The sequence below is a fragment of the Curtobacterium sp. Curtsp22 genome (assembly GCF_059492135.1).
This window is the reverse complement of sequence record NZ_CP168519.1, coordinates 1,101,562-1,119,176: the sequence shown is the minus strand read 5'-3', so window position 1 is coordinate 1,119,176 and position 17,615 is coordinate 1,101,562. Positions and strand designations below refer to the sequence as shown.

Here is a 17,615-nt window from a genome sequence, read left to right as displayed (position 1 = left end):
CCGAGGACGGGAGGCGCGGTGCGGACCCGCACCGCGCCTCCCGTCCGTCAACGGCATCGGTCGAACCGCGCACCGATGCGGATCCGGCTCGATCGCCGGTCAGCGACCGCCTCAGCGCCCGCCGGCCGACCCCGGCGCCCACCCGAGCGCCGGCCCGAGCCGCTCCGCCATGTCCGTGACGATCTGCGCGTAGTCCTCCGCCTCGAACGAGAACGGCAGCGCGAACGCGACCTCGGTAGCCACCTGGTACCCGGCGTCCGCGCGCAGCCGATCGGCGATCTCGGTCGACGTCCCGACCAGATCGGCGGCGAAGAGCAGCTTCCCCGGCCCCATCGGCACCCCGACGCGTCCCGACCGACCCTCGGCGTAGGCGCGGTAGCGAGCCGCCTGCGAGGGTGTCGCCGTGTCGGTGGGGATCACGACGAGGCCCTGCGACACGCGGGCGGTCCCCGGGGACGGGTGCGCCTCGAGGTAGGCGTCGACCTGCGCGCGCTGGTTCGTCGCGAAGTCCGTGCCGATCTCGCTCCGCGTCACGCTCGAGGTGAGCAGGTGGAAGCCGTTCTGCGCCGCCCACACCGCTGACCGCGTGCTGCCCGTGCCGTACCAGAGGCGGTCGGCGAGGCCGGGGCTCTGCGGCTGCACGGTCGTGGCGAACTCCTCGATGCCGCGCTGCTCGGCGACCTCGACGACCGGCTCGCCCCGGACGAGGTCACGGAAGCGCAGGAGTCGCGCGTCGCCGAAGTCCTCCTGCTCGGCGGTGTCCGGGTACAGCGCGTCCCGGTAGAGGTCGTAGTGCATCGGGGTGCCGGAGGAGAAACCGGGGTGGAGACGACCGCCGAGGAGCACGTCGACCGTCGCCAGGTCCTCGGCGAGCCGGAACGGGTTCTCGGCGTCGATCGGTGTGACGGCGGTCCCGAGCGCGATCCGGGAGGTCCGCTGTGAGGCGGCTGCCATCAGTGCGACGGGGGAGGAGATGCCGTGCTGCACGTGCCGGTGCCGCAACCACGCGCTGTCGAAGCCCAGGGCCTCGGCGCGCTCGATGACCCGGAGGGTCTCCTCGTGACCGAGTCGGGGCCGTGCCGGGTCGAACGACCCGATGGTGAGGAAGCCGAGGCGTTCGAGGGGACGTCCGTCGAGAGGCATGCGTCGATCGTGGCAGACGGACCGACGGAAGATCGTGGCAGACGGACCGACGCAAACCGGACTCCCAGGCGAACACGCATGTTCCGCCCCTAGTGTCGCGCCAAGCGCAAACGCGTGAACTCACTCGCATTGGTTGAAGGACCGATCCGTACCGGAAGGCGGTCCTCATGACCACCACTCCGCTCGCACCGGGTTACACCCGCACCCGTCCCGCAACAGGTCCCCGCAAGGGTACCTCGACCTACTCCGCGCTGCTGGCGCAGGTGAAGGACAACGGCCTCCTGCGCCGCCGCACCGGTTTCTACTGGTCCCTGTTCGGAACCCTCATCGGCACCCTCGCCCTCGCCTGGGTCGCGTTCGCGTTCCTCGGCGACTCGTGGTTCCAGCTCATCGTCGCCGGAGCCCTCGGCGTCCTCTTCACGCAGTTCGCGTTCCTCTCGCACGAGGCCGCGCACCGCCAGGTCTTCGCCTCGCAGAAGTGGAACGACCACGCCGGCCGCTGGCTCGGCACGTTCATGGTCGGCCTCAGCTACTCGTGGTGGATGAACAAGCACACCCGCCACCACGGCAACCCGAACACGGTCGGCAAGGACCCGGACATCGCGCCGGACGGCATCCGCTTCCTGCCGGAGGACGCCGCGTCCGTGAAGGGCCCGCTCATGACGACGTTCATGCGCTTCCAGGGCTGGCTGTTCTTCCCCCTCCTCACGCTCGAGGGCCTGAACCTGCACCGCTACGCCGTGATGAGCATCGTCACGGGCAACGGCACGAAGGCCGACGTGAAGCACCGCTGGCTCGAGGCCGGCCTGCTCGTCGCCCGCTTCGGCATCTACCTGACGATCGTGTTCTGGTTCCTGCCCTTCGGCATGGCGTGCGCGTTCCTCGGGGTCCAGCTCGCCGTCTTCGGTGTGATGATGGGCGCCTCGTTCGCCCCGAACCACAAGGGCATGCCGACCATCGCGCACGACGCCAAGGTCGACTTCTTCTCGCGCCAGGTCCGCACCTCCCGCAACATCCGCGGTGGCTGGTGGGTCTCGTTCCTCATGGGCGGCCTGAACTACCAGGTGGAGCACCACCTGTTCCCGTCGATGCCGCGTCCGGCGCTGAAGCAGGCCCGTCTGCTCGTCCGCGACCACTGCGACACGCTCGACGTGCCCTACACCGAGACCACCCTGCTGCGCTCGTACGGCATCGTCGTCCGGTACCTCAACCGGGTCGGGCTCGCCGCTCGTGACCCGTTCGCCTGCCCGATGGTCGCGCAACTGCGCATCCACTGAGAGGGGTGGCTCTGATGCCCACCGGAACCGTCAAGTGGTTCGACAACAACAAGGGGTTCGGCTTCATCACCCCGGACGACGGGTCCGACGACCTGTTCGCCCACTTCTCCAGCATCGTCGCGTCGACGGGCCTGCGTTCGCTCGAGGACACCGACCACGTCCGCTACGTGGTCGGCCCCGGCAAGAAGGGTCCGCAGGCCGACGAGATCTCCGTGATCCGCGGCTGACGTCACCAGGTGACGGACGGGAGGCGCGGTGCCAGCTGGCACCGCGCCTCCCGTCTTTCCATGACCGGGATCAGGGCGTCAGGACGATCCGTCCGAAGACCTCGCCGTCGTCCATGCGGCGGTGCGCTTCCGCAGCGTCTGCGAGCGGCAGCACCGCGTCGACGACCGGGGACAGGGTCCCCGCGGCGGCCGCGCGGAAGAGCTCCGTCCGCGCCGACGCCAGGGCGTCGCGCGGCACGGAGTCGAGACTGAAGGTCGCGACCGACCGCGACTGCTGGAAGCCGCGGAGCAGGTGCGCGCCGAAGTCCGCCGGGGGCATGCCGGCCACGGCGCCGACGAGGACCAGCCGACCGTTCGGTGCCAGGCGGTCGATGAACGCGGGCATCGCGGGGCCGCCGACGACGTCGATGACCACGTCGTAGGACTCCGGCCCGTCGCCCGCGCCCTGTCGGTCGAGCACGTGGGTGGCGCCGAACCCGCGCAGACGGTCGCCTCGCTCGGCCGAACCCGTCGTCACCGCGACCGCCGCGGCACCGGCCTGTGCGGCGAGCTCGACGGCGGCGATCCCGATGCTGCCGGCGGCTCCGCGTACCAGCACCCGTTCGCCCGGGGCGAGGTGCGCGTGCGCCAGCGCGAACCGGGCGACCGGGGCGGCCGACCCCACGGCGACGGCGTCCACGGCGTCGAACCCGTCGTCGAGCGGTGTGAGGTCCCCGGTCTCGGCGACGACACGCTCGGCGTACGCGCCACCGACGCCCGTGAACGCCCAGACCCGACGGCCGAGCCAGCCGGCGTCCCGATCGTCCCCGACGGCGACGACGCGCCCGGCGACCTCGCTGCCCGGGACGTACCCGGGCTCGAGTCCGGGGCGCGCGATGGTCCCGCGCCGGATGACGGCGTCCACGCCGCCGACGCCGATCGCCTCGACGTCGACGAGGACCTGGCCGGGTGCGGCGACGGGTTCCGGGAGCTCGGTGGGGACGAGGCCGTCCGGCGGGCCGAAGGACTGGATGGTGACTGCGTGCATGCTCGCGACGCTAACGGACGCCCGCGTCCACTTGACTAAAGTGGGAGCGATGACCGACGAGACGTCTCACCTCCGATCCGACGCGCGCGAGAACCGCGACCGCGTGCTGCAGGCCGCGCGCGAGCTGTTCGGCGCGCGGGGCCTCGACGTGACGATGCGCGACGTGGCCCGGCACGCGGGGGTCGGGCCGGCGACGCTCTACCGGCGGTTCCCGACCCGGCAGGACCTCGTCGACGCCGCGTTCGAGGACGAGCTCGAGCTCTGCCGGAGCATCGTCCTCGAGGGTGCAGCGCTCCCGGACCCCTGGCTGGGCCTGCGTTCCGTCGTCGAACGGACCGTCGAGTTGAACGCCCGCAACCAGGGCTTCGTCGATGCGCTCGTCGCCGCGGGCCAGGTGTCCGACCGGCTCGCCCGGCACCGCGCCGAGCTCCTGCACGCGATGGCGGGCCTGGCGTTGCGAGCCAAGGCCGAGGGACGGTTGCGGCCCGACTTCGTCGTCGACGACCTGCTCCTCGTGCTGCTCGCGGCGCGGGGGCTGGGCGGGGACGACCCGGCCGAGCGACTCGGTGCCGCGCGGCGGTTCGCCGCGCTCGCACTCGACTCCTTCCGGGCGTCGGCCACGAACGAGCGGCTGCCGGAGCCCGCTCGCGTCGTGGGGGCCGTGCTCCGCGCCGCGGTCTGACCGGGCTGCCGTCCCGACCAGGTACGCCGGCGCGCCCGCGGCCTACTTGATCCCGGTCGAGGCGATGCCCTGCACGAACTGCCGCTGGAACGCCAGGAACACCACGAGCAGCGGCAGCACCGTCACGGTGGCGATCGCCATCACGGCGCCCCACGGCGAACTGAACGCCGGGTTGTTCGTCAGCGTCGACAGCGCGACCGGCACCGTGAGGTTCTCGTTGCCCTGCAGCACGACGAGCGGCCAGAGGAAGTCGTTCCACCGCGTCATGAAGCCGAGGATCACGAGCACCCCGACGAGGGGACCGCAGGTCGGCAGCACGACCCGGAAGAAGGTCTGGAACTCGCCGGCGCCGTCGAGCCGCGCGGCCTCCATCAGGGCGTCCGGCACCCCGAGCATGAACTGCCGGGCGATGAAGATCCCGACCACGTCGAACACCGTCGGCAGGATGACCGCCCAGGGGGAGTCGACGAGCCCGATCTTCGCGACGACGAGGAAGCTCGGCACGAGGGTGACCTGGATCGGGATCATGATCGTGACGAGGAACGCCGAGTAGAGCAGCCCCCGCCCGACGAACCGGAACTTCGCCAGGGCGTACCCGGCCATCAGCGAGACGACGACGCTCAGCGCGGTGCCGACACTGGTGATGAGCGCGGAGTTCCCGAGCCACCGCCAGACCGGCTGCGTGCTGAACACCTGCGTGTAGTTCTCGAAGGTGGGCCGAGTCGGGAAGAGCGAGAACGTGCCGCTCTGCGACTGACCGCCAGGGGTGAGCGCGGAGACGACCATCCAGTACAGCGGGAAGACCATCAGGATCGCCAACGCGGTGAGTGCGCCGACGAGCACCCAGCGGCCCGGGCGCGGCTTCCGCCGCGCGGCGGTCGGACGGGAGGCGCGGGTCGACCCCGCAACGGACAGTGCCATCAGATGGCCTCCTCAGCCTTCTTGTTGGCCCGCTGCCGGAGCAGCGTGAACACGAGCAGGATCGCGACGAGCACCAGCCCGAGCGCCGCGGCGTACCCCATCCGCGCGTCGATGAACGCGGACCGGAACACGTACTGGATGAGCACCGTGGTGGAGAAGCCGGGGCCGCCGCCGGTCATCACGTAGATGACGTCGAACGCCTGCAGCGAGAACACCACGTTGAGGATGAGCAGGATCGACGTCGTCGGTCGCAGGAGCGGCCACGTGATCGTCCGGAACCGCACCCACCGCGAGGCGCCGTCGATCGCGGCGGCCTCCTTGAGCTCGGCGGGCACGGACTGCAGCGCGCCGAGGTAGATCACCATGCAGAACCCGATCCGGGTCCACACGACGACGATCACCAGGGTCGCCATCGCCCAGCCGGGCGCGGTCAGCCAGGGGACGCGGCCGAGACCGAGCGCCTCGAGCAGGTTGTTCACCACGCCGTAGTCGCCGTTGAAGATCCACGACATGATGACGCCGACCACGACGCCGGCGGCGACCATCGGCACGAAGAAGAGCGCACGGAACACGGAACGCCCGGGCAGCGGTCGGTTGAGCGCCACCGCCAGGGCGAGGCCGATCGCCATCGCGGTCGGGACGGTCCCGATCGTGAAGACGAGCGTGTTCCGCAGCGCCGTCCCGATGAGCGGGTCGGAGCCCATGTCGACGAAGTTCTTCCCGCCGACCCAGGTGCCGTCGCCGAGCGAGGTGCTCGAGTCCTGGAAGCTCAGGGCGATGGCGGTCACGATCGGGATGAGCGAGAAGCCGAGGAACAGCAGTGAGGCGGGGCCGACGAACACCCAGGGGACGAACCGGCCCTGACGTCGTCGTGCGGCACCACCGGCGGGGAGCCCACCGGTCGGCGGGGCGGTCGACGCCGTGGTCCGGACCGGCCCGGTCTCAGTTCGCAGTGACACTGCGCATCGCCTCCATCATCTGGCTCGAGGCCTCCTTCGGGCTGAGCTGCCCGAGCAGGCACAGGTCGAGGTAGTCGGCGAACACCGCGTTGAGCGACGAGAAGTACTGCCCGCTCTCGGCCTTCACCATCGACAGCGGGATGGTCGACCCCTGGTCGATGAACCGCTGCATGGTGTCCGAGTTCGCGGCGTACCCGATGTCCGCCGCGTCGAGGGACTCGCGGGCGGGCAGCCAGTTGCCGTCGTGGCAGAACTGCTGCATCTTCGGCCGCGAGGTGATCATCGCGACGAGTTCGGCCGCGAGCTCGGGGTGCTTGCTCGACTTCGTGACGGCGAGGGCGTTGCCGCCGAGGTCGCTCGCCTCACCGACGTTGCGGATCATCGGCGCCGTGCCCCAGTTGTCCCGCATGTCGGTGTCGAGCTGCACGATCGACTCCGGGTTGTTGAGCATCATGCCGATCTGCCCGGTCAGGAACAGGTTGCGGGAGACGTCCCCGCCGCCGCTCTTCGACAGGTTGCCGGTGGTGGCGAGGCCGTCGGCGTACCACTTGCGTCCGAACGCCAGGGCGTCGATCGCCTCGGGGGTGTCCATCGAGGGGGTGGCACCGTCCTCGCCGAGGAACGCACCCCCGTTCTGGTAGACGAACGGCAGCCACCGGTAGGCGGTCTCCGGCGCGGACCAGCCGTACCCGAACGCGTACTTGCCGGTGACCTGCTTGACCTCCTTCGCGACGTCGAGGAACTCGTCCCACGTCCACGCGTCCGCGAGGCTCTCCGGCGGAGTGACCCCGATCCGGTCCATGACCTCGCGGTTGTAGTAGGTGATGAAGTTGTCGGTGTGCTGGAAGACGCCGTACACACCGTCGTCCCGGGCACCGATCGCCCAGAACGGCGTGCTGTAGTCCTGCTGGTAGTCCTTCGGAATCGAGCCGGAGATGTCGACGAGGCTGCCGTTCGCGGCGTACCGGCCGATCTGCTGCGGGGTGATCCGGATGACGTCGGGCGCGAGGTCCGCGGCGAGCCGGGTGATGAACCACTGGTGGAACTGGCCCGTGGTGACCTCGACGGCGACGCTGGTGCCGGGGTGCGCCGCGACGAACTCGTCGGCGATCTGCTGGTAGCTCGTGATGTCCGTCGGGATGTTCCAGGTCGACAGACGGATGTGCTTCGTGCCGCCGTGGGCAGCGGTGCCCTGGCCGGCGCAGGCGGCGAGTGCGCCGGCCATCGAGATGCCGGCCAACGCGAGGAACCCGCGTCGGGCCAGCTGGGTGGGTGGTCGGGTCGGCATGGTCCTCTCCTTCGAGGTCGTGGTGCCGTGGTGGTCCAGGAGGCGCGGTGCGCGTCCCGGGGTCCGGGTGCGTCCGTGACGGGGCCGGGTCGCGCGGTGGACCCGGCCCCCGCGGCGGGCGGGGCGGTCAGACGAGGGCGGGTCGCGCCTCCTGGACGGCACCCTGCGCGGCCGGTGCCGCGGTCGCCGGACGCAGCGACTCCGGGAGCAGCGCGGCGTGCGCGTGCAGCAGCTCGTCGGTCATCTCGGCGATCCGGTCGAGCGTGAGGTGCGCCGCGGTGAGGGGGTCGAGCGCGACCGCGTGGTGGACGTGCTCGACACTGCCGGTCAGCGCCGCGCGGACGGCCAGGGTCTGCACGTTCGTGTTCGTCCGGTTGATCGCCGCGAGCTGCGGGGGGAGTTCGCCGAACGAGATCGGGGTGACCCCGTTGCCGTCGGCCAGGCAGGCGACCTCGACGCAGGCGTCCGACGGCAGGTTGGCGATCACGCCGGTGCGGTTCGGGACGTTGCCGTAGACCACCGCGGGGACGCCGGTGACGATCGCGTTGACGATGCTCGCGCCGTACTCGACCGACGGGGAGAGATCGGCCTTGAGCTTCTCGAGCTGCTGGTCGACGTCGCCCTGCTCGTCGTGGGCGAGACAGATCTCGTAGTAGTCCCAGCGCTCCGGGATGTACTCGAGCACCGTCTCCGGGTCCTTGCGGAAGTACGGCACGTACTCGCTCGCGTGGTGGCTCGACTCGGTCTCGAAGTAGCCGAACGACCGCATCAGCTGCGTGCGGACCTGCTCGTTGCCGCCCTCGTAGTTGCTCGCCGCCGCAGCCGCTTCGCTGTGGTCGCCGTCGTCGTCGTGCAGGTCGGCCGCCGCGACGCCGCGCCGGTGCTTCGCGGTCATCACCTCGCGGAGGCGCGGGTACAGGTCCTCGCCGTTCCGCCGTTTGAACTCGAGGATCCAGGCCTGGTGGTTGATGCCGGCGCTGACGTACTCGACCTCGTCGTACGGCACGTCGAGGGTCCGGGCGAGCATGCGCGTGGTGCCCTGCACGCTGTGGCAGAGGCCGACCGTGCGCAGGCCCTTCGCGTTGAGGAACGCCGTGGCCATCGCCATCGGGTTCGCGTAGTTGATGAACTGGGCGTCCGGGCAGAGCTCGAGCGCGTCGCGGGCGATGTCCTCGTAGGCGCGCACGGAGCGCAGGAAGCGGAACACGCCGCCGGGTCCCACGGTGTCGCCGACGGCCTGGTCGATGCCGTACTTCCGGGGGATCTCCACGTCCCACTTGTACGACTCCACGCCGCCGACCTGGAACGTGATGATGACGACGTCCGCGTCGGCGAGGGCCTCGCGGCGGTCGGTGGTCTCGAGGACCTCGGTGCCGAGGCCGTGGTGGGCGACGAGCTCGCGGGCAGCGCTCGCGGTGCGGGCGACCCTGCCCGCGTCGAGGTCCATGAGGTGCAGCGTCGCGCCCTGCAGTGCGGGGAAGGAGACGAGGTCGCCGATGAGGCGGAACGGGAAGACGAAGCCGCCGGCGCCGATGATGGTGATCTTGGTCATGCAACGACGGTAGGAAGCGGGGGCGGGTGCGGGCCTCCGGCTTCGGACGGCGGGGTTCCAGGATCCTCGGATGGGCGCGCTCGGGTCGCTGTCGGGCCCGGGGTCGCTGTCGTAGGCTCGCGGTGTGCTCGACGTGGAGACGATGGAAGCGGCGTACTGGAGCCACCGTGGCCCGGCGCCGCTCATGCCGTCGTCCCACCGGCACGACGACCTCGAGATCAACCTCGTGCTCGACGGGCACCTCGACTACCGCTTCGGCGGCGCCCCGGTCAGCGTGCACGCCGGCGAGATCGCGCTCTTCTGGGGCTGGACCCCGCACCAGCTCGTCGGCGACGGGACGGGGACCGGGGAGTTCCGGTGGGTGCACATCCCGCTCGGCGAGGTGCTCGCGTGGAGGCTGCCCGACCACGACCTCGGCGCGATGCTGCTCAACCGGCCGGTCGTCGTGCCGACCGAGGCCGCCGGTCGTGACGTCGAGTCGATGCTCGGCTCGTGGCAGCGGGACTTCGCGGACGAGGGCGCCGAGACCATCGCGAACCTCGAGGCCCAGGCGCTCGTCCGACGGCTGCTGCGGCACCACCGGGACGCCGTCGACCTCCGCCCGGGCGGCGGGCACGGCACCGCGGACGCCATGCACCGGGTGATCGACATGGTGCGGTTCGTGGTCGACCGGTTCCGTGAGCCGATCGAGGTGGCCGACGTGGCCGCGGCGGCGCACCTGCACCCGCACTACGCGATGTCGGTGTTCCGGCAGGACGTCGGGACGACCATCCTCGAGTACCTCACCCGGTGCCGGGTGGCCGAGGCACAGCGGTTGCTCGCGACGACCTCGATGACGACGTCGGAGATCGCGCACGCGGCGGGGTTCGGGTCACAGTCGAGCTTCTACGCGCACTTCACCCGGGCGTGCGGCGGGCCGCCGGGGGAGTACCGGGCGCGGTCGCGCTGACGTCCTCCGCCGGGCGGGCGCGGGTTTTCGCGCTGACCGACACTTCACGCGGTCGCGCTCCCGTGAACTGTCGCGCAGCGCGAAATCCCGTCCGGGGCGCCAGCCGGCCGGGCGCGGCAGTCAGTTGATGATCTCGCCCCGCTCGTCCGCGCGCAGCGCCGCCAGCCGATCGCGCCACGCCTGCAGTGCCTCCGGCGTCAACCGCGGCCAGTCCGTCACCTCGCCGGTGATCCGGAGCGGCGCCGTGCTGCGGTAGGAGCGCGTCGGGTTGCCCGGGAACTTCTTGTCCGTCACGTTCGGGTCGTCCTCGAACGCGCCGGTCGGCTCGACCTCGTACACACGGGGGAGTCCGTCGCCCGCCGCGAGCTCGGCCGCGAGCCCGGCGCCGTCACGGAGCGCGGTGAAGTACACGTGGTTCATCACGACCTCGGGCCGGTAGTTCGAGCGGAACCCGGCGGTCAGCAGGTCGCCGACGTGCAGGTCCGCCTTGGTCCCGTGGAAGAACGGCCCGTCGTCCAGTGCGTCGCTCACGGCGTCAGGGTAGCCCCGGCGATCGCCTGCTGCAGCGCCCGCACGTGCTCGCCGAGGTCGCCCCGCGCGAGGAGTCCTGGACCGAGCGGCCCCGAGGTGTCCGTCCCGATTGCCGGCAAGCGGCGGAGGGCGTCGCGCACCTCGTCGCCCGCGAGCGCGAGCTGTCGGTCCCGTTCGCGGGCCGCGGCGTCCTGGAGGCGCGGCTCGGCCAGTCCCGCAGCCCGCGCCGCGTACGCGGCAGCGCCCAGTGCGTGTGCCCCCATGTGCGCCACGCCGGACGCCTGTGCTGCGGCACGCGCCGCCGCGACGGCAGCTGCCGGGGTCACGGCGTTCGCGGCCCGGCCCGCCTCGAAGCGCCGACGGATCTGCCCGGCGGCGTCGAGCTCCCCGCGGGAGAACGCCCGCGCCCGCTCGATCGCGTCGCGGGCACGGCCGTCGGTCGGGGCTTCACGCTCGAACAGCGGGAGGACGCGCTCGGCGCAGTCGGCCGCCCACCCGGCGACGATGCGCCGGTCGGCCTCGGTCAGCGACTGCGGCGACGGCATGCCTCCACGGTGCCACGTCGGCCCGAATCCGGTCCGGCGGCGGCTGCCTCGACGCGCGGCACGCTCCGCACTCGTCGGGGGGTCCCCCGAGCGGTCCACCCCATCTCCCCCTCAGGGTGGACGCGGCCGACTCCCAGGTCCCCGTAGCGTGGCCGCCGTGATCGAAGTCGAGCACCTCACCAAACAGTACGGTCCGAAGACCGCCGTCGACGACGTCTCGTTCGTCGTGCGGCCGGGCAGCGTGACCGGCTTCCTCGGGCCGAACGGCGCCGGGAAGTCCACCACGATGCGCATGATCATGGGGCTCGACCGCCCCACGGCCGGGCGGGCGACGGTGAACGGGCAGCCGTACACGTCCTTCCGCGATCCGCTCCGGCAGGTCGGGGCGCTGCTCGAGGCCAAGGCCGTCCACCAGGGCCGCAGCGCCTACAACCACCTCCTCTCGCTCGCGGCGACCCACGGGATACCGAAGTCCCGCGTGCACGAGGTCATCGACATGACCGGCCTCGACTCCGTCGCGAAGAAGCGCGTCGGCGGGTTCTCGCTCGGCATGGGGCAGCGACTCGGCATCGCCGCGGCACTGCTCGGCGACCCGAAGACCCTCATCCTCGACGAGCCGGTCAACGGCCTCGACCCGGACGGCGTGCTCTGGGTGCGGCAGCTCGCCCGCCGCATGGCCGCCGACGGGCGCACCGTGTTCCTGTCCAGCCACCTCATGAGCGAGATGGCGCAGACGGCCGACCGCGTCGTCGTCCTCGGCCGCGGCCGGGTCCTTGCCGACGCCCCCATCCAGGAGTTCGTCGCCGCGGGCGGCGGCACCGGCGGCAGCCGCGTCGTCGTCCGGACGCCGGCTCCCGACCAGCTGTTCCAGGCGATCGGCCCGAACGCGTCCGTGACCCCGCGCGAGGACGGCACCTTCATGGTGGTCGGCCCGGACGCCACCACGGTCGGGAACATCGCCGCACAGGTCGGCGTCCCGCTGCACGAGCTCACACCCGTGGGCGCCAGCCTGGAAGAGGCCTACATGGCGCTCACCCGGGACGACGTCGAGTACCGATCGGAGGGCACCCGATGACCGCCACGACCCCGCCGCCCACGACCCTGCCGCCCACGATCGGGCTCGGCTTCGGCCGGCTCGTCCGCAGCGAGTGGATCAAGCTCCGCAGCATCCGCTCCACGATCTGGTGCCTGGCGATCCTCGTCGTGGTCACGATCGCCATGGCGGTCCTCATCGGCAACGCCCTCGACGTCGGCACGCCCGTCGCCCAGGACTCCGCGAACGGCACCCTCGTGACGATCAACACCGCGAGCGTCTCCCTGACGGCACTCGTCGTCGCGGTGCTCGGCGTGCTCATCATCACGGGGGAGTACGGCACCGGTCAGGTCCGCTCGACCTTCACCGCCGACCCCCGCCGAACGGGTGTGATCCTCGCGAAGGCCTCGGTCCTCGCGGTCACCACCTTCGTCGTCAGCGCGGTGTCGATCTGGATCGGGGTGTTCGCCTCGGCAGCCCTGCAGGCGGGCAAGGGCGTGCACGCCGACCTCGCCGATCCGTCGGTGTTCATGCCGCTGCTCGGCGCCTCGGTGTACGTCACGCTCCTCGCCCTGCTCGCGTACGGCATCGGACTCCTCGTCCGGTCGAGCGCCGGCGGGATCGCGATCACCCTCGGGCTCCTGCTCGTCGTCCCGATCGTGCTGTCGCTCATCGCGAGCGTGCTGCAGGCGCAGTGGCTCCTCGACGTCACGAAGTTCCTGCCCGACCAGGCCGGGATGCAGCTGTTCACCTACTCGGCCGGCGACGCCGCGCCGCAGGAGGGCATCGTCCTGAACGGCTGGGGCGGCTTCGGCGTGCTCGCGGCCGAGGTGGCCGTGGTGGGCGCACTCGCACTGGTGGTGGCACGCCGACGCGACGTCTGACGCCACCATCCCCCGGACTGGAGGCGCGGTGCCAGCTGGCGCCGCGCCTCCAGTTCCGTAGGCTCGCACCGTGCACCGCCCCCACCTCCTCGTCCCGCCGCTCGCCGTCCTGCTCCTGCTGGCCGGCTGCACGGCGACGCCGACGGTCGACGAGGAGGCGCTCGCCGACTGGCGGAGCGCGCAGGAGGCGGCGACCGAGACCGACCCGGACGTCCTCGGCGTGCTGACCGCGGACATCCAACCCGGTGACGAGGACCCGTCCGAGGTCGGGACCGGCGTCACACTGCGGTTCCCGGCCTCGAAGGCGATCGACCACCTCGAGTTCTCGTGCTTCGGCAACGGGCACATGCGGGGGATCGTCCGCATCGAGTCCCGGGGCGGATCCGGCGACTTCACCGTCGACCCCGTGGCCTGCCGGGACAGCCCGAACCCGATCCGTCTGACGCGGCTCGCGAGCACGGACGTCGACTCCGTCGCGTTCAACGGCTTCGACAGCGACCGGTCGAGCGCGTGGCGGCTGGTCATCGTCGGGACGGCACCGTCCGCCGGCTGATCAGCGCCGGAGGTCGTACCGGTGCAGCGTCACCCCGTTGTCCCACCGCTGCTGCTCGAGCAGGTCGAGGACCAACGGCGGTCGCGCACCCGACGGCGGCGGGTCGAACAGCGGACGCCCACGGCCGAGGACGGCGGGGTGCGTGAAGACCATCAGCTCGTCGAGGAGTCCGGCGTCGAGCAGCTGCGTCGCGATGCTCGGGCCGCCGACACCGACGTCGCCCTCGGACTCGGCGCGGATGCGGGCGAGCTCGTCGATCGCGTCCTCGTCGCGGCCGATGATCCGCGTGTTGTGGTCCGCCGCCGTCCGCGACCGGGAGACCAGGACCTTCGGCTGCTCGGTCCAGATCTCGCCGTACTCGCGCATGTACGCGGGCAGGGACTCGTCGGTGCGGGCGTCGGGCCAGAACGGGTCCATCATGTCGTGGACGATGCGGCCCTCGACGGACAGCGTCATCGCCCGCGCGCGGCGGTTGAACTCGCGGTGCACGGTCTCGTCGATCCGGATCCACTCCGGGCCCTCGACGCCGCTGTGCTCACCGGCCTCGGTCTCGACGAAGCCGTCGAGCGAGGCGTTGATCCAGTACACGAACCGTGCGGGCATCTCGCGACTCCTTCGTCGGACGGGCCGGTGGGCGTGAGCGTACGCTCGCGCTCGTCCGCACGCTCCTCGACGACGAGAGCAGGTCCACCGTGCGCCGGTCACTCAGAGCAGTCCTCGCGATCGCGACGGTCGCGGGACTCGCGACCCCGTTCCTCCAGATCGGTGCCAGCGGTGCGCCCGCCGTCGCCGCGGAGACCACGTCCGCACGGGGCGGTGCCGCGCCGACCCACCAGAACCCGATGACGCTCGCCCTGCCGGACGGCCAGACCGCGGCGAGCTGCGCCGACCCGACCGTCGTGCGCGGGGTGGGACGCGACCGGAACGGGTACCTCTACTGCACGACCGACGCCCTCACGGCGACGGAACAGAACCCGGACGGGTCACTCGTGCAGCACGGGGTCCCGACGTACCGGTCCACCGACCTGGCGCACTGGACGTACGTCGACGACGCCTTCCCCACGAAGCCGGCCTGGGTGGGCGACGCGAACGGCATCTGGGCGCCGGACGTCGTGTACCGCGCCGGGACGCACGGGCGCCCGGGCACCTGGTACCTCTACTACGCGGCGTCCGACACCCCCAGTGGCACGGCACCGACCGGCGGCGGATCGGCCGTCGGTGTCGCGACGAGCCCGGGCCCGACCGGACCGTGGACGGACTCCGGCGGACCCGTGGTGGCACCGCAGGCGGCACCGAACGGCACCGGGCAGCGGTGGGAGTTCGACCCCGAGGTGATCACCGACCGCGGCAGCACGTACGTGTACTTCGGCAGCTACTTCGGCGGGGTGAACGTCCGCCGGCTGAGCACCGACGGTCTGCGGTCGATCCCCTCGACCGAGCGGCAGATCGCGATCGACAACCGTTACGAGGGCACGTACCTGATGCGGCACGACGGCTGGTGGTACTTCATGGGGTCCGCCACGAACTGCTGCAACGGCGCCCTGACCGGGTACGGCGTGTTCGTCGCCCGGTCGCGTAGCCCGCTCGGCCCGTTCACCGACCAGGACGGCGTGCGGATCACGAGCACCCGGGTGGGCGGCACGCCCCTGCTCGCCCAGAACGGCAACCGCTGGGTCGGCACCGGGCACAACACGGTCGTCACCGACCTCGCCGGACAGGACTGGATCGTCTACCACGCCGTCGACCGGGACGACCCGTACTACGCGGACCAGGGCACCTACACGAAGCGGCCCGTGCTCATCGACCCGCTCGACTGGGTGCACGGCTGGCCCGTGGTCCGCGGCGGAGCCGGCCCCTCGGACGGCGTGCAACCGGGGCCGGTGGCGCAGCCCGGTCAACGGCCGACGTACCGCGCCACCGCCGCACCGGTCGACGTGCCCGGTCGGACGATCCGTGCACTGTCCACCGACTTCGACGGGACGACCCTGCCGTCGGCGCTCCGCTGGACCCGTGAGCCCGATGCCTCCGCGTGGACGGTCGCCGGGGGCGCCTTCCGGTGGCGGACGCAGGACGCCGACATCCACCCGCCGCAGACACCGCTCGCCTCGGTCCTGTCCGAACCGGCTCCCCGGGGCGACTGGGTGGCCGAGACCACCGTCGCGGTCGACACCCCGGCGACCGGCGACGGCGTGAACTACGTGCAGGGCGGGCTCATCGTGTACGGGAGCGACAGCGACTACGTCCGCCTGACCTCGAACTCGATCTTCGACACCCGGCAGACGGAGTTCGGCAAGCAGGTCTCCGGGCAACCGGCCGGTGCCCCGACCTACGGGAACATGGTCGTCGGGCCGGTCGGGGACACCACCACGCTGCGGATCGTGCACCGGTTCGTGGCCGGGGAGCACCGCTACACCGCCTACACCAGCGTCGACGGACGGCACTTCGTGCGGGGCGGGACGTGGACGGCGGACCTCGGGGCGGAGCCGCGGATCGGGCTGATCTCGCTCGGCGGTGCGGGCTTCACGAGCACCTTCGACGACCTGCGGGTGAGCACGGTGGCGACGGGCCGCTGAGCGCGTCGACGGAACACGATCCCCGCCGGGATGCGAAGATGCATCGTTGCCTGCCGGAACCGAGAACGAGGGTCAGATGAGTCCGACCGAGGACACCGCGTCCACGGCCCCACTGCTCGACGGGCGGTACCGGCTCGAACACGCCATCGGCCAGGGCGGCATGTCCGTCGTGTACCGCGGGGTCGACGAGAGCCTCCACCGGCCCGTCGCCGTGAAGGTGTTCCACGCCGGCACCGTCGACGTCGCCCGGCAGGAGGCCGAGCTCGGCGTCCTGGCGTCCCTCGAGCACCACAACCTCGTGAGCCTGCTCGACACCGGCGTCGTCACCGGCCACGACGGCACCCGCCAGCGGTACCTCGTGATGGCGCTGGTCGCCGGGCAGGACCTCGAGGACCGGCTCTCCGTCGGTCCGCTCGCCTCCCGCCACATCGCCGAGATCGGGTACGACATGGCCGAGGCGCTGCACTACATCCACAGCCACGGCGTCGTGCACCGCGACATCAAGCCGTCGAACATCCTGCTCGTCGACTACGGCAACGACTCCGACCGCGCACGCGCCCGGCTGACCGACTTCGGCATCGCGCTCGCCGCCGGTGTCGAGCGGCTGACGGCCGACGGCGTGACCACCGGGACCGCCGCCTACCTCAGCCCCGAGCAGGCGCGGGGCGGCGAGGTCGGTCGGCCGAGCGATGTCTACTCGCTCGGGCTCGTGCTGCTGCAGTGCTTCACCCGCCGTCGGGAGTTCCCGGGGTCGCTCGTCGAGTCCGCGGTCGCGCGGTTGTCCCGCGACCCGGTGCTGCCCGAGCCGCTGCCCGAGCACTGGAAGGTCCTGCTCCGGGCGATGACCGCGCAGGACCCGGCAGCGCGCCCGGCCGGTGCCGATCTGGTGACCATGCTCCGCGACGTCGTCATCGCGGAGACCACCGCCGCCGACCACGTCGTCGAGACGACGTCCGCGGCCCAGACGACAGGCGACGCCGACCGTGCCCGCCCGGCGACGCTCGACAGCCTGCCCGAACAGGCGCTGCAGCGCACGACGGCGATGGCCGCGCGGCTGTTCGACGCCCCGATCGCCCTGGTCGAGGTGCTCGACGAGGACCGTGCCTGGTCGCAGTCGTACATCGCTCCCGGTGTCGACGACGCGGCGCGCCACATCAACTTCCGCAACGGGTTCGCCCCGGTGCCGGTGCCCGTCGTGATCCCGGACGGCCAGACGCACCCCGAGATGCAGCACAGCCCGCTCGTCACCGGCCCGCTCGGCATCCGGTTCTACGTCAGCGTCCCGCTGGTGAAGCACGACGGCACCCCGATCGGCACGCTCGCGGTGCTCGACACGAAGCCGCGCCAGACGTCCGGGGCGGACCTCGCGAACCTGCACGACCTCGCCGCGCTCGCCGTCACCCAGCTCGAGATCCGTCAGGAGTCGCTCCGCACGACGAGCGACGCGCTGCCGCTGGCACCCTGACGGGTG

18 protein-coding genes are annotated in these 17,615 nt (G+C 71.8%); 9 read left to right on the top strand and 9 right to left on the bottom strand.

The window, feature by feature from the left end:
* Positions 1-111 precede the first annotated feature (111 nt).
* A complete protein-coding gene (locus tag ACEN8D_RS05270; protein ID WP_413399982.1) occupies positions 112-1,143 on the bottom strand; it encodes an LLM class flavin-dependent oxidoreductase in 1,032 nt (343 codons plus the stop codon).
* A 167-nt stretch (positions 1,144-1,310) separates the two neighbouring features.
* Here ACEN8D_RS05270 and ACEN8D_RS05265 point away from each other — a divergent pair, with 167 nt between their 5' ends.
* Positions 1,311-2,420, top strand: coding sequence for a fatty acid desaturase family protein (locus ACEN8D_RS05265; protein ID WP_070416482.1), 1,110 nt, complete (start codon positions 1,311-1,313; stop codon positions 2,418-2,420).
* A 14-nt stretch (positions 2,421-2,434) separates the two neighbouring features.
* Entirely contained in the window at positions 2,435-2,647 is a 213-nt protein-coding gene (locus tag ACEN8D_RS05260) for a cold-shock protein (protein ID WP_070419121.1), read from the top strand.
* Between the two features lie 70 nt (positions 2,648-2,717).
* Here the strand turns inward: ACEN8D_RS05260 and ACEN8D_RS05255 are convergent, their stop codons facing one another.
* Positions 2,718-3,674, bottom strand: a complete 957-nt coding sequence (locus tag ACEN8D_RS05255; protein ID WP_495601188.1) for a zinc-binding dehydrogenase — start codon at positions 3,672-3,674, stop codon at positions 2,718-2,720.
* Positions 3,675-3,723: 49 nt separating this feature from the next.
* On the opposite strand from ACEN8D_RS05255, the gene ACEN8D_RS05250 reads away from it, so the two are divergent.
* Positions 3,724-4,356, top strand: coding sequence for a TetR/AcrR family transcriptional regulator (locus ACEN8D_RS05250; RefSeq protein ID WP_413461592.1), 633 nt, complete (start codon positions 3,724-3,726; stop codon positions 4,354-4,356).
* Between the two features lie 42 nt (positions 4,357-4,398).
* Here the strand turns inward: ACEN8D_RS05250 and ACEN8D_RS05245 are convergent, their stop codons facing one another.
* The 4 genes from ACEN8D_RS05245 to melA form a co-directional block, all read right to left on the bottom strand.
* The gene (locus tag ACEN8D_RS05245) at positions 4,399-5,277 is read right to left on the bottom strand and encodes a carbohydrate ABC transporter permease (RefSeq protein ID WP_413399843.1); all 879 of its coding nucleotides are present in this window, start codon (positions 5,275-5,277) and stop codon (positions 4,399-4,401) included.
* The gene (locus ACEN8D_RS05240; RefSeq protein WP_413399842.1) at positions 5,277-6,236 is read right to left on the bottom strand and encodes a carbohydrate ABC transporter permease; all 960 of its coding nucleotides are present in this window, start codon (positions 6,234-6,236) and stop codon (positions 5,277-5,279) included. Before ACEN8D_RS05240 ends, ACEN8D_RS05245 begins: the two co-directional genes overlap by 1 nt.
* Positions 6,220-7,524 carry an ABC transporter substrate-binding protein gene (locus ACEN8D_RS05235; protein ID WP_071295460.1) on the bottom strand — a complete coding sequence of 435 codons (1,305 nt, stop codon included), beginning with the start codon at positions 7,522-7,524 and terminating at the stop codon, positions 6,220-6,222. Before ACEN8D_RS05235 ends, ACEN8D_RS05240 begins: the two co-directional genes overlap by 17 nt.
* Before the next feature lie 127 nt (positions 7,525-7,651).
* On the bottom strand, positions 7,652-9,076 hold the full coding sequence (gene melA, locus ACEN8D_RS05230; protein ID WP_336697941.1) for an alpha-galactosidase: 1,425 nt from the start codon (positions 9,074-9,076) through the stop codon (positions 7,652-7,654).
* A 124-nt stretch (positions 9,077-9,200) separates the two neighbouring features.
* Between melA and ACEN8D_RS05225 the strand changes: the two genes are divergently transcribed.
* Positions 9,201-10,025, top strand: a complete 825-nt coding sequence (locus tag ACEN8D_RS05225) for a helix-turn-helix domain-containing protein (RefSeq protein ID WP_413399866.1) — start codon at positions 9,201-9,203, stop codon at positions 10,023-10,025.
* Between the two features lie 120 nt (positions 10,026-10,145).
* On the opposite strand, the gene arr is transcribed toward ACEN8D_RS05225, so the two are convergent.
* Positions 10,146-10,556 carry an NAD(+)--rifampin ADP-ribosyltransferase gene (arr, locus tag ACEN8D_RS05220; RefSeq protein ID WP_309779125.1) on the bottom strand — a complete coding sequence of 137 codons (411 nt, stop codon included), beginning with the start codon at positions 10,554-10,556 and terminating at the stop codon, positions 10,146-10,148.
* Positions 10,553-11,101: a putative immunity protein gene (locus ACEN8D_RS05215; protein ID WP_413461591.1), complete on the bottom strand. Its 549-nt coding sequence runs from the start codon at positions 11,099-11,101 to the stop codon at positions 10,553-10,555. Before ACEN8D_RS05215 ends, arr begins: the two co-directional genes overlap by 4 nt.
* Positions 11,102-11,258: 157 nt before the next feature.
* Between ACEN8D_RS05215 and ACEN8D_RS05210 the strand changes: the two genes are divergently transcribed.
* The 3 genes from ACEN8D_RS05210 to ACEN8D_RS05200 all read left to right on the top strand — a co-directional run bounded on the left by ACEN8D_RS05210 (position 11,259) and on the right by ACEN8D_RS05200 (position 13,571).
* Positions 11,259-12,176 carry an ABC transporter ATP-binding protein gene (locus ACEN8D_RS05210; protein WP_071303698.1) on the top strand — a complete coding sequence of 306 codons (918 nt, stop codon included), beginning with the start codon at positions 11,259-11,261 and terminating at the stop codon, positions 12,174-12,176.
* Positions 12,173-13,018: an ABC transporter permease gene (locus ACEN8D_RS05205; RefSeq protein ID WP_413400118.1), complete on the top strand. Its 846-nt coding sequence runs from the start codon at positions 12,173-12,175 to the stop codon at positions 13,016-13,018. The genes ACEN8D_RS05210 and ACEN8D_RS05205 overlap by 4 nt, the downstream gene beginning before the upstream one ends.
* Positions 13,019-13,088: 70 nt before the next feature.
* Entirely contained in the window at positions 13,089-13,571 is a 483-nt protein-coding gene (locus ACEN8D_RS05200; protein WP_413399140.1) for a hypothetical protein, read from the top strand.
* Here ACEN8D_RS05200 and ACEN8D_RS05195 read toward each other — a convergent pair whose 3' ends face one another.
* Complete coding sequence (locus ACEN8D_RS05195) at positions 13,572-14,174, bottom strand: dihydrofolate reductase family protein (RefSeq protein ID WP_071303641.1); 603 nt, start codon at positions 14,172-14,174, stop codon at positions 13,572-13,574.
* A gap of 89 nt (positions 14,175-14,263) precedes the next feature.
* Here ACEN8D_RS05195 and ACEN8D_RS05190 point away from each other — a divergent pair, with 89 nt between their 5' ends.
* Both ACEN8D_RS05190 and ACEN8D_RS05185 read left to right on the top strand, forming a co-directional pair.
* Positions 14,264-16,144, top strand: coding sequence for a glycoside hydrolase family 43 protein (locus ACEN8D_RS05190; RefSeq protein WP_495601187.1), 1,881 nt, complete (start codon positions 14,264-14,266; stop codon positions 16,142-16,144).
* 76 nt (positions 16,145-16,220) lie between these two features.
* A complete protein-coding gene (locus ACEN8D_RS05185) occupies positions 16,221-17,609 on the top strand; it encodes a serine/threonine-protein kinase (RefSeq protein ID WP_413399142.1) in 1,389 nt (462 codons plus the stop codon).
* The last annotated feature ends 6 nt before the right edge of the window (positions 17,610-17,615 follow it).